This is a genomic window from Rhodococcus sp. MurmanLake-1, assembly GCF_056945715.1.
Map to the genome: position 1 here is coordinate 424,136 of NZ_JBWZNF010000001.1, position 14,180 is coordinate 438,315.

Annotated in this window: 13 protein-coding genes and 6 tRNA genes; 8 read left to right on the forward strand and 11 right to left on the reverse strand. The window is 62.2% G+C overall.

Translation table 11 applies throughout. From position 1 onward, the window contains the following. Positions 1 to 146: 146 nt before the first annotated feature. The 8 genes from AC2ETI_RS01820 to AC2ETI_RS01855 form a co-directional block, all read right to left on the reverse strand. Positions 147 to 1,169 (reverse strand): NUDIX hydrolase, encoded by a 1,023-nt coding sequence (locus AC2ETI_RS01820; protein ID WP_020969519.1) that lies wholly within the window; start codon positions 1,167 to 1,169, stop codon positions 147 to 149. After that, a complete protein-coding gene (locus AC2ETI_RS01825; protein WP_003943332.1) occupies positions 1,166 to 2,293 on the reverse strand; it encodes a glycosyltransferase family 4 protein in 1,128 nt (375 codons plus the stop codon). The genes AC2ETI_RS01820 and AC2ETI_RS01825 overlap by 4 nt, the downstream gene beginning before the upstream one ends. Beyond that, on the reverse strand, positions 2,290 to 3,192 hold the full coding sequence (locus AC2ETI_RS01830) for a phosphatidylinositol mannoside acyltransferase (RefSeq protein ID WP_483633487.1): 903 nt from the start codon (positions 3,190 to 3,192) through the stop codon (positions 2,290 to 2,292). Before AC2ETI_RS01830 ends, AC2ETI_RS01825 begins: the two co-directional genes overlap by 4 nt. Next, entirely contained in the window at positions 3,189 to 3,884 is a 696-nt protein-coding gene (gene pgsA / locus AC2ETI_RS01835) for a phosphatidylinositol phosphate synthase (protein ID WP_020907628.1), read from the reverse strand. Before pgsA ends, AC2ETI_RS01830 begins: the two co-directional genes overlap by 4 nt. Before the next feature lie 81 nt (positions 3,885 to 3,965). Further along, positions 3,966 to 4,520: an ATP adenylyltransferase gene (locus AC2ETI_RS01840; protein WP_264614478.1), complete on the reverse strand. Its 555-nt coding sequence runs from the start codon at positions 4,518 to 4,520 to the stop codon at positions 3,966 to 3,968. Further along, positions 4,517 to 6,574, reverse strand: coding sequence for a threonine--tRNA ligase (gene thrS / locus AC2ETI_RS01845; RefSeq protein WP_047888389.1), 2,058 nt, complete (start codon positions 6,572 to 6,574; stop codon positions 4,517 to 4,519). Before thrS ends, AC2ETI_RS01840 begins: the two co-directional genes overlap by 4 nt. Before the next feature lie 133 nt (positions 6,575 to 6,707). Then, a complete protein-coding gene (locus tag AC2ETI_RS01850; protein WP_029255280.1) occupies positions 6,708 to 7,160 on the reverse strand; it encodes a TIGR02611 family protein in 453 nt (150 codons plus the stop codon). 203 nt (positions 7,161 to 7,363) lie between these two features. Continuing rightward, positions 7,364 to 7,435: transfer RNA gene (locus AC2ETI_RS01855), tRNA-Val, on the reverse strand. Positions 7,436 to 7,728: 293 nt separating this feature from the next. Between AC2ETI_RS01855 and AC2ETI_RS01860 the strand changes: the two genes are divergently transcribed. The 5 genes from AC2ETI_RS01860 (at position 7,729) to AC2ETI_RS01880 (ending at position 8,232) form a co-directional block, all read left to right on the forward strand. After that, a tRNA-Gly gene (locus AC2ETI_RS01860) sits at positions 7,729 to 7,801 on the forward strand. Between the two features lie 25 nt (positions 7,802 to 7,826). Beyond that, positions 7,827 to 7,897 (forward strand) — tRNA-Cys (locus AC2ETI_RS01865). A gap of 1 nt (position 7,898) precedes the next feature. Continuing rightward, positions 7,899 to 7,973 (forward strand) — tRNA-Val (locus AC2ETI_RS01870). Between the two features lie 92 nt (positions 7,974 to 8,065). Then, a tRNA-Gly gene (locus AC2ETI_RS01875) sits at positions 8,066 to 8,141 on the forward strand. Between the two features lie 16 nt (positions 8,142 to 8,157). Then, positions 8,158 to 8,232 (forward strand) — tRNA-Val (locus tag AC2ETI_RS01880). 146 nt (positions 8,233 to 8,378) lie between these two features. On the opposite strand, the gene AC2ETI_RS01885 is transcribed toward AC2ETI_RS01880, so the two are convergent. Both AC2ETI_RS01885 and AC2ETI_RS01890 read right to left on the reverse strand, forming a co-directional pair. After that, positions 8,379 to 8,876: an alpha-isopropylmalate synthase regulatory domain-containing protein gene (locus AC2ETI_RS01885; RefSeq protein WP_020907588.1), complete on the reverse strand. Its 498-nt coding sequence runs from the start codon at positions 8,874 to 8,876 to the stop codon at positions 8,379 to 8,381. Positions 8,877 to 9,050: 174 nt separating this feature from the next. Next, positions 9,051 to 10,436: a GH1 family beta-glucosidase gene (locus AC2ETI_RS01890; RefSeq protein WP_020969516.1), complete on the reverse strand. Its 1,386-nt coding sequence runs from the start codon at positions 10,434 to 10,436 to the stop codon at positions 9,051 to 9,053. A gap of 116 nt (positions 10,437 to 10,552) precedes the next feature. On the opposite strand from AC2ETI_RS01890, the gene AC2ETI_RS01895 reads away from it, so the two are divergent. Both AC2ETI_RS01895 and AC2ETI_RS01900 read left to right on the forward strand, forming a co-directional pair. Next, the gene (locus tag AC2ETI_RS01895) at positions 10,553 to 11,749 is read left to right on the forward strand and encodes an MFS transporter (protein ID WP_019748279.1); all 1,197 of its coding nucleotides are present in this window, start codon (positions 10,553 to 10,555) and stop codon (positions 11,747 to 11,749) included. A gap of 67 nt (positions 11,750 to 11,816) precedes the next feature. Next, positions 11,817 to 12,350, forward strand: a complete 534-nt coding sequence (locus tag AC2ETI_RS01900; protein ID WP_003942603.1) for a GNAT family N-acetyltransferase — start codon at positions 11,817 to 11,819, stop codon at positions 12,348 to 12,350. A 12-nt stretch (positions 12,351 to 12,362) separates the two neighbouring features. Here AC2ETI_RS01900 and zapE read toward each other — a convergent pair whose 3' ends face one another. After that, positions 12,363 to 13,379: a cell division protein ZapE gene (zapE, locus tag AC2ETI_RS01905; RefSeq protein WP_019748277.1), complete on the reverse strand. Its 1,017-nt coding sequence runs from the start codon at positions 13,377 to 13,379 to the stop codon at positions 12,363 to 12,365. Between the two features lie 43 nt (positions 13,380 to 13,422). Between zapE and AC2ETI_RS01910 the strand changes: the two genes are divergently transcribed. After that, the gene (locus AC2ETI_RS01910) at positions 13,423 to 14,172 is read left to right on the forward strand and encodes a pyrimidine reductase family protein (protein ID WP_438473283.1); all 750 of its coding nucleotides are present in this window, start codon (positions 13,423 to 13,425) and stop codon (positions 14,170 to 14,172) included. Positions 14,173 to 14,180 lie beyond the last annotated feature (8 nt).

A 14,180-nucleotide genomic window follows, 5' to 3' on the forward strand; every position in this document is an offset into this window, starting at 1 on the left:
GACAAAAGAAACGAGGCACGGCGAACACACGAGTTCATTCGCTCGGAGGCCTCTGGCCAGAACTCTAGGACTAACCGGCCTTCGATTCCGTATCCAATTTGCCATTGCTGGCCTTAAACGGCCGCAAGCACTGAACGACCGAACGATCAGCGGATGGAACGCACTTCCGGATCCTCGGAACCGTCCGCAATCGTCGCGGCCTCCACCAGGAGGTTTGCCAGATCCAACGGGTAGACGGGCTCACCGGACTTGGCCAGTCGGCGGATCTCGTCGGCGCTGCACCAGCGATGACCCGTAATCGCACGCTGTTCCAATTCCGTGTGGCCTTGGAAGACCGGCTCGAAGCCGTGAGTGCGCGTAGCGAAGAACAGCTCTTCCGAACGGATCAGCTCACCGTCGAACGGGAAGATCGCCACCCGACGCCAAAGCGGACCTCGCAGATTCTCCGGCGCCACGACGAATCCGGTCTCCTCCTCGATCTCACGAACCGCGGCCGCTCGCAGATGTTCGCCGCGTTCGAGCCCGCCACCGACGGTGAACCAGAAGTAAGTGTTCGGGATTTTGGGATCGTGCCCGCGCAACAGCAGCACCCGATCTTCCTCGTCCAGCATCACCACGCGGGCAGAGGTCCGTGACGTATCCACGGTGATTCCCTCGGGCACCGCCGCCGCGGTCGTGCGCTCAGAGATCTCGAAGTATTGAGGCAGTGGCGCCGTTCCGCCGAGATGTAGCCATCGAACAAGCCGACGGGTACGCAGCGCGAGAGTGTCTCGCACCGCGTCGTTGTGGAACCGCCGGGCGATCAGCACGCGCGCCTCGGCATCGGCCAACTCGGCCACCAGTTGAGGTCGCAGCGACGTCGTGCCGTAGGCAGCGAGAGCATTGGACAGCCGGTTCTCGGCAAGCTCGCGATCCTGACGATCCGCACGTTCGGCGGCGTCCGCCAAGGTGACGAATCTGCGGGCGTCGTCGGCGCTCATGTCCACAGCCGCCGCGCGGACAACCGCGGCACGACGGGACAGAGCCGCATCGAGCGCCAACCACGACTGATCCGAACGCACATGCAGTCGATCGAGTCGGTTCGCCGTCCCGTACGCCCACAGTCCGACGACCAGGACGACGGCAGCGACGAGCCCGAGAATGAAGATTGTCAGAGCGGAGAAGGTCATGACCCCACCACGCGTACGCCGGTGCCGCCAACCGTGACGGTCTCGTAGACACGCAGGATCTGTTCGGCCACCACCGGCCAGTCGTATTCGGCAACAACACTTGTCGCGGTGTTGACCAGCGCGCGTCGTCGATCCGGGTCACCGAGAACGGAATCGATTGCCTCGGCCAAGGCATCGGAGTTCCCGATGGGGACCAGCAAGCCGGCCTGACCGTCGCGAAGAACACGGCGGAAAGCGTCCAACTCACTGGCCACGACGGCAGTGCCAGCCGCCATGGCCTCCACCAGCACGATCCCGAAGCTCTCACCGCCGAGATTGGGCGCGCAGTAGACGTCCGCACTGCGAAGCGCCGACGCTTTCTCCTCGTCACTGACCTGCCCGAGCAGGCGGAGATGCTTGAAGTACTTGCCCGCCTCTTTGCGGAGTTTCTCCTCGTCGCCGCGTCCGACCACGATCACTTCGAGATCCGGGTGACGCTCGACCAACTCCGGCAGTGCGCCGAGGAGGACGGCCATCCCCTTGCGCGGTTCGTCGTAGCGACCGAGGAACAGAATGGTTCCACCTTCGCGCGGGTAGCCGGGCAACAGATCGGCCTCGGCAAACGCTGCGACATCGACGCCGTTGGGAATTTCGACCGCGTCGGATCCGAGGGACTCGACCTGCCAACGACGCGCCAACTCCGAGACTGCGATCCGGCCGCTGATCTTCTCGAGATACGGAGCCAAGACACCCTGAAAAGTGCTCAGCACCAACGACTTCGTGGTCGACGTGTGGAAGGTGGCGACGATCGGGCCTTCCGCGATACGCAACGCGAGCATGGACAGACTCGGCGCATTGGGTTCGTGGATATGTAGAACGTCGAAGTCACCTTCCGCGATGAACTTGCGGAGGCGGTTGTTCGCCGTCGGGCCGAAAGACAACCGTGCAACAGAACCGTTGTAGGGAATCGCGACGGCTTTACCTGCGGAAACCACAAAATCCGGCAACTCGTCGTCATCGGACGACGGCGCAAGCACACTCACTTTGTGACCACGTTCGATCAGCACCTCGGCCAGATCCACCACGTGCGCCTGCACGCCACCGGGGACGTCGAAGGAGTACGGGCAGATCATGCCGATCTTCATTCACCCTCCATGCGGGCGAGCCGCGATTCGGAGAGGTCGGAGCGCCACAGCGGCTGAAGCATGTGCCAGTCAGCGGGGTGCGCTGCGATGTTGACCGCGAAACGGTCGGCAAGTGCCTGCGTGGCCGGGCCGACTCCGCCGGATACGTCGATCGGCGGGTCGATCTTGAAACCCCAACCGTCGGGAGTGAACCAGCAGTGGACCGGAAGTAGCGGCGCGCCGGTATCGATCGCGAGCTTCGCCGGGCCGGCGGGCATGCGAGTGGGTTCTCCGAAGAATGTGACGGGCACACCCTTCTTCGCCAGATCGCGCTCCCCCAGCAGGCACACGATCTTGTTCTCGCGCAGATGCTTGGAGAGTTCGACGAACGGTGGATGCTCCCCGCCGCTGAGCGGAAAGATCTCGAAACCGAGACTCTCGCGGTATTCGACAAACCGTTCGTACAGGGATTCGGGCTTGAGTCGCTCGGCAACGGAGGTCAACCCACCCCATTGCTGAACACACCACACGCCGGCCATGTCCCAATTACCGCTGTGGGGCAGCGCCAATACCGCGCCATGACCTGCTGCCATTGCCTTTTCCAGATGTTCCTGGCCCTCGACCAGCGCATGCAACGTTTTACCGGTCGCGACCAGATCCATCGACGGAAGACGGAACGCCTCACGCCAGTACCGGGCGTACGAGCGCATCGAATCCTTGATCAACTGATCCGGAACTTCCGCCGGCGTCGTGCCCAGAACTCTCGCGAGGTTCTTCCTGAGTTGTTCGGGTCCGCCCTTGCGTACCGCGAAATCCGCTCCGGCGTCGAACAGCTTGACCGCCACCGATTCCGGCAGGCTTCTCACCAACCGCCAACCCGCGGCATATCCCAGATCGGTTGCGCGCTCGGAAAAACTCACTGCTCTGCCTCACCTTCAGGCTTGGGATCGCCCTCGGTGCCCGCCGCGCCTTCGACCGTCGATGCCGCCGGGGCGATCGGCAGAAGTTCCCGGGCGCCAGGCGAATTGCGCACCGCGAGCACTCGTTGGAAGACCGTCACGATACTTCCGGCGGCAAGTACCCACATCGCGATGTGAATCGCCCACGGTAGACCCATACCCGTCAGGCCAGATCCGACCAACACGATGATCAGTCGGTCCGGGCGCTCGATCCACCCGCCGTCCGCAGTCAGCCCGCTCGCCTCCGCGCGCGCCTTCGCGTACGAGATGACCTGCGAGGTGACGAGGCAGATGAGAGTCGCGACGAGCAGCCACTTGCTGTTCTCGTGGTAGACCGCCCACCAGGCCAGGCCGGCAAAAATCGCGCCGTCGGCCACGCGGTCGCAGGTCGCGTCCAGTACCGCCCCGTACCGCGTTCCGCCGCCGCGAGCACGAGCCATTGCGCCGTCGAGCATGTCGAACATGACGAAGAACCAGATGAACAAGGTTCCCCAGAACAGATGTCCGGACGGAAACAGCGTCACCGCACCGGCGACGCTTGCCACCGTGCCGATCACCGTCACCGAGTCCGGCGTCAGACCGGTCTTGACCAGCGCCTTCCCCATAGGTGCCGTCACCTTGGACACCGATGCGCGCCCGAAGAAGCTCAACACCGCAGGAACCCTCCCCGTCGTGAGTTCCGGTTCGGAACTCGTTGCAGCAATGCATCCTGCCATGAAGCCGGATGCATCAACCTATTGTTGCCAGGCACCGGCGAGTAGTCCCCTGGTCTCCCGCAGCAATTGCGGCATCACCTTGACCCCACCGAGCACGGTGATGAAGTTGGCGTCGCCGCCCCAACGTGGCACTACGTGTTGGTGAAGGTGCTCGGACAGCGAACCGCCCGCGGCAGCACCGAGATTCAGACCGACGTTGAATCCGTGCGGATTCGACACGCTCTTGATCACCCGCAACGCACGCTGGGTGAACGCCATCAACTCGGCGCTCTCCTCGGGCGTGAGGTCTTCGAGGGCCGCGACCTTGCGGTACGGCACCACCATCAGGTGACCCGGGTTGTACGGGTAAAGGTTCAAGACCGCGTAGACGTGTTCACCGCGGGCGACGATCAACCCTTCCTCGTCCGACATTTTCGGAATGTCGATGAACGGTTCACCCGTCGTACCCGGGGTGTTGGGCGCCTCGGTGATGTACGACATCCGATGTGGCGACCAAATACGCTGCAAATGATCAGGATCGCCGACGCCGTGGTCGATCAGCGAACCCGGACCCTCGTCACCGGGGGCGCTCACTGCGCCACACTTGGCTGCACCAGTTCGGCTGTCGGCGAGGCATTCTCGCGGCGGCCGATCCACTCGGTGACGATCCGGACGGCGTCGTCGACGGGAATTCCGTTGATCTGGGTGCCGTCGCGGAAACGGAAGCTGACCGCGCCTGCCTCCACGTCACGCTCGCCCGCGAGGAGCATGAACGGGACCTTTTGCGTGGTGTGGTTACGGATCTTCTTCTGCATCCGGTCGTCACTGAAATCGACCTCGGCGCGAACACCGGCTGCCTTGAGCTTCTTCGTGACGTCGAACAGGTGATCGGCGAAGGCCTCGGCCACTGGGATTCCGACGACCTGCACCGGCGCCAGCCACGCCGGGAACGCGCCCGCGTAGTGCTCGGTCAGGACACCGAAGAACCGCTCGATCGAGCCGAACAGCGCGCGGTGGATCATGACCGGACGAGTCTTGACGCCGTCGTTGCCGGTGTACTCGAGTTCGAACCGCTCGGGCAGGTTGAAGTCGAGCTGGATGGTCGACATCTGCCAGGTGCGGCCGAGTGCGTCCTTGACCTGAACGGAGATCTTGGGACCGTAGAACGCGGCTCCACCTGGATCCGGCACCAGAGTCAGGCCAGAAGCTTCGCCGACCTCGGCGAGCGTTGCGGTCGCCTCTTCCCAGACGTCGTCGCTACCGACGAACTTGTCCGGGTTCTTGGTGGACAGTTCGAGGTAGAAGTCGTCGAGGCCGTAGTCCTTGAGCAGGTTCAGAACGAACTGCAGGGTGGTGGTCAGCTCGTCGCGCATCTGCTCACGGGTGCAGTAGATGTGAGCGTCGTCCTGGGTCATGCCGCGCACGCGGGTCAGGCCGTGGATGACGCCGGACTTCTCGTAGCGGTAGACCGAGCCGAATTCGAAGAGCCGCAACGGCAATTCACGGTACGAGCGTCCGCGAGCACGGAAGATCAGGTTGTGCATCGGGCAGTTCATCGGCTTGAGGTAGTAGTCCTGGCCCGGCTTGCGCACGGTGCCGTCCTCGTTCAGTTCCTCGTCGACGTGCATCGCCGGGAACATTCCGTCGCGGTACCAGTCGAGGTGACCGGAAACCTCGTACAGATGTCCCTTGGTGATGTGCGGAGTGTTGACGAACTCGTAGCCCGCCTCGATGTGGCGGCTGCGCGAGTAGTTCTCCATCTCGGTGCGGATGATGCCGCCCTTGGGATGGAACACCGGCAGACCCGAACCGAGTTCGTCGGGGAAGCTGAAGAGGTCCAGTTCGGTACCGAGCTTGCGGTGATCACGACGCTCGGCCTCGGCGAGCAGTTCGAGGTACTCGTCCTGAGCCTCGGTGGACTCCCACGCGGTGCCGTAGACACGCTGAAGATCGGCGTTGTCCTGGTTGCCACGCCAGTAGGCGGCGGAGCTTCGGGTCAACTTGAATGCCGGAATGTGCTTGGTGGTCGGAATATGCGGGCCGCGGCACAGATCGGACCAGATCTTGTCGCCAGTGCGCGGATCGAGATTGTCGTAGATGGTCAGCTCGTTGCCGCCCACCTCCATGATCTCGGGATCGTCGATACCGGACTTGTCGTCGATCAGTTCGAGCTTGAAGGGCTCGTCGGCCAACTCGACCCGAGCGTCCTCGATCGAATCGACCACTCGACGCGAGAAACGCTGCGATCCCTTGATTATCTGCTTCATACGCTTTTCGAGCTTGGCCAGATCCTCCGGAGTGAACGGACGATCCACTGCGAAGTCGTAGTAGAAGCCGTCCTTGATCGGCGGACCGATGCCGAGCTTCGCGTCGGGGAATTCCTTCTGGACCGCCTGCGCGAGGACGTGGGCCGCGGAGTGCCGGATGACGCTGCGGCCGTCCTCGGTGGATGCTGCCACCGGCTCGACGTCGACATCGACCTCAGGTGTCCACGACAGATCCTTGAGCGTTCCCTCGCCATCGCGGACAACGACGATCACGTCGGGCCCCTTCGTGGGGTATCCGGCTTCGCGCACTGCAGTCCCGGCGGTCGTCCCCGCGGGCACCCGAAGTGGGGCGGCTGAGTGCTCTGGCGCGGGACTGGTCACGGCGATGTGCTCCTAAAGGTATTGCGACAAGTTAGACAGGCGTCGTACCCACTGCGAGCACGCGCACGATCATGTTATCGGCCCTACCGACATGGTGAGACAACCGAGTGAAGGAAACCGGGCCGCGTTCAGCTCACAGTGGCGACTCGAGCCACGAGTAGTCAAGGCCCACCCATGTCCCGATCAGGCCGAAGGTGCCGAGCACCCACAAAGTCGCCAGGACGATCACTGTGGTGAACAGAACGCCCAACCCCTTGACGAACAGCGACTGCTTGCCGAACCATTCCATGAACCTGTCGTATCGAGCCTTCGCGAAATGAAGGAGTCGATGTGCCCACGCGAACTCCGACGCCAGTATGCCGAGGCCGGCGAAGACGATGAGCCAACCGGGCCCGGGGTACGGAATAGCCACGATGCCTGCTGCGAACACGATCGTGCCCACGACTCCCACACCGATGCGGTACGCAAGATTGAGGGTGGGCCGCGCGGCGATTCCAGCGCGCCACCGCTCCCAGCGGGACTCTGCGTCTTGGAAGACGGACAGGTCTGAATCGTCGACGGGAGAATCGACCTTTTCGGTACTCAAGTCGGTCACCTTTTCGGTCGCGAAATGTCTCTTCGACCAGGCTACCGAAATCATCGGCCGGCGACCTGCGACGACGGTCTGCATGCCGAAACAACCGTGCCCTCGAACAGCTGTGCTCTCGAACAGCTGTGCTCTCAAACAGCTGTGCTCTCAAACGACTGAAGGCGTCCCCGATGATCGGGAACGCCTTCAGGGCTTTTCTGTGGTCCCGGCTGGGATCGAACCAGCGACCTTCCGCGTGTGAAGCGGACGCTCTCCCACTGAGCCACGGGACCTTAAGACATTCGAACGCATGCGCTCGAACGAGTTGGAACATTAACACGGCTGCGCGATGAATACGAATCACCAGGTTGGCATTCGTTTTGCTCCAGGCGACCCCGAAATCTACGAATTCGAGCTGATTTCAGACCGTATTCATCGCCAAGACGGACAGTTGCAACGCGCGCGACGGGCCAATTCGACTCCGAACACGCCACTGAGCTGGTGATTTGTGTGTATCCGACACGGTCGGCTAATGTTTCCAACGCACCGAGGAGAGCGAGCAGCTCCCCAAGCAACACGGTGCGATGCGGACGTGGCGCAGCTGGTAGCGCACAACCTTGCCAAGGTTGGGGTCGCGGGTTCGAATCCCGTCGTCCGCTCGAGAGGTGTGACTCAACCTTTTACGGTGGAGTGGCCGAGTGGTGAGGCAACGGCCTGCAAAGCCGTGCACACGGGTTCGATTCCCGTCTCCACCTCGCGCGATTAGCTCAGCGGGAGAGCGCTTCCCTGACACGGAAGAGGTCACTGGTTCAATCCCAGTATCGCGCACCACGTCAGGCCCTCGGGCCTGATGGTCAAGACCTGCTTGCAGGTCTGATAAGTTAGAAAAGTACTGAGTTCCGGTAACGGAGTTCATTGCTCATGCGGACGTGGCGCAGCTGGTAGCGCACAACCTTGCCAAGGTTGGGGTCGCGGGTTCGAATCCCGTCGTCCGCTCCATTTTTCTCCAGAACCCGCGCGATTAGCTCAGCGGGAGAGCGCTTCCCTGACACGGAAGAGGTCACTGGTTCAATCCCAGTATCGCGCACCATTTGAAATTGCAAGAAGCCGGAACCTCAGGGTTCCGGCTTTTTGCGTTCGAGCGCTGAACACATCAACCGCAGTACAGACGCAAGCCCTCTCGGGAATCCACGTCAGTACTGTGGTTGATGTAGCTGATCAGATTGTTGTAACTGATCAGTGAGAGAAGCGGTTCGCTGCCGAAGTCATCGCGCGCAGCGAGGACTCAGTCGACGACTCCGCAATCCCCATCGCCCAGCTCCGACGGCCGTCGCACTCGGTGAAGATGAACGTCGCCGTGCGGTGGCCGATCTGGTGCTGATGGAAAGACAGGATCTCGAGCGAGATTCCCGCGTCGTGCAGCATCGACGTCATGGCCGAGATCGCGCCAGTCGAGGTGGCGGAAGCCTTCTGGATGCGCTCCCCCAGACCGAGAGTCGCTTCGAAAGTCCAACGACCCGGCGCAATCTTCTCGGAGGACCACGCGCCCAAACGGATCGGGCCGCTCATTGCCGCATACGTGGACTCGAACTCGGTCCAAGACATCGCTGAGCATTCGGCACGCAGGCCGGCTGGCAGAGATTTTCCGTGACGCGCCGCGAAAGGATCAGCAGCGGTAGAAGAAGAATCAGAAGCGAAGGCGGAATCAGAAGCGAAGGCGAAGTTGTAAGTCATGATCGTGGTCTTCCTGGAATGAAGTGGAGGACCAACTGGTAGCAAGACGACCCGCAGCGAGGGGTCGGTCCGATTCAGACCCCGCTACGGCGGCTTACTACGAGAATTCGCTTCATGAGAGACGAGGCTAGGCGGCCCGGTTCGAGAATGCAACCCGGACCGCCTCCGCACAGGTCAGACCTGAGCCGATTTATGCTCGGCGATCAGGGCGCGATACCACTCGAACGAGGTCTTCGGTGTGCGCTTCTGGGTGTCGAAATCGACGTGTACCAGGCCGAATCGCTCTTTGTATCCCGCAGCCCATTCGAAGTTGTCGAGGAGTGACCACACAAAATAGCCACGGACGTCGACACCGTCGTCCATGGCCGATCGGAGGGCGCGAAGGTGCGCGTCGTGGTAGTCGATTCGCGCTTCGTCCTCGACGACGCCTGCGGCATCCGGTGCGTCGTGGAATGAACATCCGCTTTCCGTGATGTAGATCGGCGGCAGTGCGTCACCGAACCGAGCCTGGAACGTCCGCAGGATCTCACCCAGCCCTTCGGGAACGATCGGCCATCCGAAATCGGTTGTGGGATAACCGGTAATCGCGACAGGCGCAAAGGGCAGGCCCGGCGGTAGGTCGACCTCGAGCACACCTTCGGTCCCCTGGCCTTCCACCGGAGCGGCAATCATCGTCGGCTCGTAGTAGTTGATCCCGTACCAGTCGAGCGGCACCCCGATGATTTTCAAGTCCTCGTCGACGGGCCCGCTGAGCAGCTGAGCGAATTCGTCGGCGGGGTACTTCCCGACCAGAACCGGGTCGGCGAACATCCAATTGACGACGTGGTCGTAGATGTCGGCAGCCATCACGTCTTCCGGGGAATCCGAGGCGGCACGCACCGGTGCATGGTTCGAGGCGATTCCGATGTTCGTGCATCCGGTTGCCCGAAGCGCTTCGACAGCGAGGCCGTGCCCGAGCAGCTGGTGATGTGCAGCTTGGAAAGCCTCGAACCCCAAGGCCAGGCCGGGGGCATGAACTCCCAGGGCATGACCGTAGAGCGTGTGCACTACCGGTTCGTTGAGCGGCATCCACATTCCGACGCGATCGGACAACCGTTCGCCGACGACCTGGGCGTACTCCCCCAGCCGGTACGACGTGTCTCGGTTCATCCAGCCGCCCTGCTCTTGCAGTGCGAGGGGCAGATCCCAGTGAAAGAGAGTGACGGCAGGAGTAATTCCCACCGAACACAGTCGATCGATCAGGCGGTCGTAGAAGTCGAGCCCTTTCGCATTCACGGCCCCCGATCCGGTGGGCAGAATTCGCGACCACGACAGGGACAGCCGATAAGCGTCGAGCCCGAGGTCTTTCATCAACTCGATATCCGATTCCCAGCGGTGATAATGATCGGCAGCAACCGCTCCGGTGTCGCCCCCGACGACTACACCGGGGCGGTCACAGAACTCGTCCCAAATCGACGGTCCGCGACCGTCTTCGGCCACAGCTCCTTCGATTTGGTAGGCCGCGGTGGCGGTTCCCCAGACGAAGGAAGACGGAAATTCTGGTGTCGGCTGCCGAGTCATGTCGGCCAGTTAATCAAAGAACCGTGCAAAACACGCAGCTTTGTTGGACACTCGACCAGTATCAAGATCCAGTACCGTTCGGCCTAACCGAACGAACGAGACAAAGGCCCTGCTTGATGACGGATAACACCCGCACCCTGACGAGGGCTCGGATCGCCACTTCGGTGGCCTTCGGACTTCAAGGATTTCTCCTCGCCGCCATTCTGACGCAGCTGCCGCAGTACAAGGACTTGTTCGAGCTGAGCGAGACACTGGTTGTGGTTGCGGTTGTCACCGTGTCCGTCATCGCCGGGCTCGGCAGCGTGCTCGCCGAGATTCTGGCCGTGAGAACGTCGAGCAAGATGACTCTGCGAACCGGACTCGCCGTCATCGCAGTCTTTGGCGGGGCAACCGGAATTGCGCCCAACGCGGCGATGTTCTTCGTCTTCCTGGCGATCTACGGCATCGGACTCGGCATGGTCGACGCGGCCGCCAACATGCAGGCAGTCTCGATCCAACACGCCAAGGGCCGCTTCATCCTCTCCTCGTTCCATGCTTCCTGGAGCGTCGGAGCGATTGTCGGCGCTCTGTTCATCTCTGCTACCGCAAGCCTCGACATCTCGATCCGCATCACGCAGGTGATCGCGGGAGTTGTTGTCGGACTGATGCTTCTGGCCTTCGGCCCGCAACTGCTCGATCGCTCCGAGTCTCCGGTTGCCGATGCAAACATCACTAGCACCGCGAAATTCACCGTACCCACCCGCGCCTTCGTCCTGCTCGGCGTCGCGATGGCATTGTTCTATGCGGTCGACTTCAGCGTCGGAAACTGGTCGACGCTGTACGTCAAGGACGAACTGCTCGCCGACGCCGGGACGGCCGCCCTTTCCGTGGCGGCGTACCAAATCGCGGCACTGGTCGCACGACTGACCGGCGACTACTGGGTCGGCAAGTTCGGTGAGACCACCGTCGTGCGGATCGGCTCTCTCATCGGCGTGGTCGGCATGACGATCGTTGTCCTCGCGCAATCTCCCGCCGTTGCCATCGCCGGCTTCCTGATCGTCGGCCTCGGCGTACCGGTGATCGCCCCGATTTGCTTCAGCGCGGCCGGACGGATGGCTCCCCCGGATCAGGTCGACGCGGTGATCGCACGCATCAACCTCTTCAACTACGTCGGCACGGTGGTCGGCGGCGGCATCGTCGGCGCGGTCGCTGCCTTCAGTGACCTTCGAATCGGGTTCCTGATTCCGCTGGCGTTCTGCGCGATCTTGATAGTTCTTGCTCCCGCGTTCGCACCGAAACGAGCCACGACGCCGGTCGCCGAGAACGCCGCTTGAGCATCACGCTCGACGAAGGTGGTGTACTTGATCATCCGAATCATGTGCGCGAGAGGTAGAAACTGACGTGACGATCACCGTTGACCGGGCCGGAATCTGGGATTCCGAAGCAATCGCCGACGTGGCAGCGGTGACGTTTCCGCTGGCTTGTCCGCCGGACGCATCCGACGACGACATCAGTGCCTTCATCGACAATGTTCTCTCGGTCGACAAGTTCTCCGAGTATCTGACGGACCCGACACGAACCGTTCTCAAGGTCATTCGCGACGGCTCGATCGTCGGCTACGCGATGCTCGTCGACGACGAGCCCGCCGATCCGGACGTCAAAGCTGCTGTGACACTTCGCCCGACGACGGAACTGAGCAAGTTGTACGTGCTTCCGGGAAACCACGGAACCGGCGCGGCAGCATCCCTGATGGACGCGGTTGTCGACCATGCACGACGCAGCGGAAGTGCCGGGATCTGGCTGGGTGTCAATCAGGAAAATCTGCGCGCCCAGAAGTTCTACGCCAAACACGGCTTCACCCAGGTCGGCACGAAGACTTTTCTCGTGGGGGCACAACTCCACCACGATTTCGTGATGGAGCGCCCCGTCAGCTGACAGGCCTGCAGATCAGCCGGCCGCGACCTCGAAACGAGAAAGTGCGAGCAGACGCGAGGTCGCGCGCAGGTACTTCTTCTTGTACCCACCGGCAAGCATCTCGGGGGTGAAGATCTCGTCGAGGCGTGCGCCGGAAACGGTGACCGGGATGCTCGCGTCGTACAAGCGGTCGGCGAGAACCACGATGCGCAGTGCAACAGACTGATCCGTGGCCGGGTGAACGCCGTCGATGAAGACCGCCTTCACCCCCTCGACCAACTTGTTGTAGCGCGACGGATGCAGTGTGCTGAGGTGCTTGCACAGCTCGTCGAAGTTGTCGAGCGTGGCGCCGTCGATCGCCTCGGCCCGAGAGACCAATTCCTCCGAGGAGATGGGCTCCGGTGCGGGCGGGAGATCGCGGTGACGGTAGTCGGGGCCGTCGACGCGAATCGTCTCGAAGATCGAGCCGAGCTTCTTGATCTCACGCAGGAAGTCCTGAGCCGCGAAGCGACCCTCACCGAGCTGGCCGGGAAGCGTGTTCGACGTCGCGACGATGGACACGCCGCGCGCGGAAAGCTCCGAAAGGAGGCGAGAGACGAGCATGGTGTCGCCCGGATCGTCGAGCTCGAACTCGTCGATGCAGAGAACGCTGTGGTCGGCGAGCGCTTCGACCGCTTTGTTGAAGCCGAGAGCGCCGACGACGTGTGTCAGCTCGACGAAGGTTCCGAAAGCCTTCGGCGACGGGACGCTGTGGAAGATCGACGCCAGCAAGTGAGTCTTACCGACACCGAACCCGCCGTCGAGGTACAGGCCGGCGCCGGTCGCCTGGGTCTTCTTGCCGAACAGTCCGCGGCGTCCACCACTACGGATCTTGGTTACGCGCTTGGAGAATTCCTCGGCCTTGGCGACAGCAGCTGCCTGGCTCGGTTCCTTCGGATCAGGAATGTAGGACGCAAAACTCACCTCGTCGAACATTGCGGGAGGCACCATTTGAGCTACCAGTTGATCGGCGGGTACCACCGGGCTGCGATCGACAAGACGTTCATGCATCCGTCAAGGGTATCTACGTGATGTGATCTCTCATGTGCACCGTATGGATATTGCGACCTACTTCACACCAGGCCACGAAGACGAACTCCGCGGCTTGTACGCCTATCCGGCGAACCTCACCCAACCCTGGATGCGCGTGAACTTCGTTTCCAGCATCGACGGGTGCGTCTCCGTCGACGGAGTGAGCCATGGACTGGGCACCCCTGCAGACAAGTCGGTATTCGGGATCTTGCGCGAACTTTGTGACGTCGTCGTGGTCGGCGCAGGCACAGCGCGAGCCGAGAACTACGGGGGTGTGCAGATCTCGGACGCAGCCCAGGCGCGACGAAAGGCGGGCGGCCTCGCTCCGGTCCCACCGATCCTCGTCGTCTCGGCGCACGCGTCGATCGACCCTGAAAGCCGGCTCCTACGAGATACCGAAATTCCGCCGATTCTTGTTGTCGGTAGCGCCGCGGACAGCGCAGCGATTTCAGCGCTGAGGTCGGCCGGAGCGCAGGTGGAGGTGACGGACTCACCGAATGTCAGCAGCGGCGACATCGACAGGGCCTTGTCGGCTCGCAAGCTCCGTCGCGTGCTGTGTGAGGGCGGGCCGTCACTTTTCGGGCAGTTGATCGAGGACAATGCCGTCGACGAACTCTGCATCACCACTTCACCTCAACTGGTGGGGAGCAAAGTCGGCCGAATCTCGCTCTCCCCCAATGCAATGCCCACGTCGATGCGTCCCGCTCACATTCTCGGCGATTCGGACGGCACGATCCTCACTCGATGGGTTCGTCAGCAGCCACGTCGGTGAACCTGGCA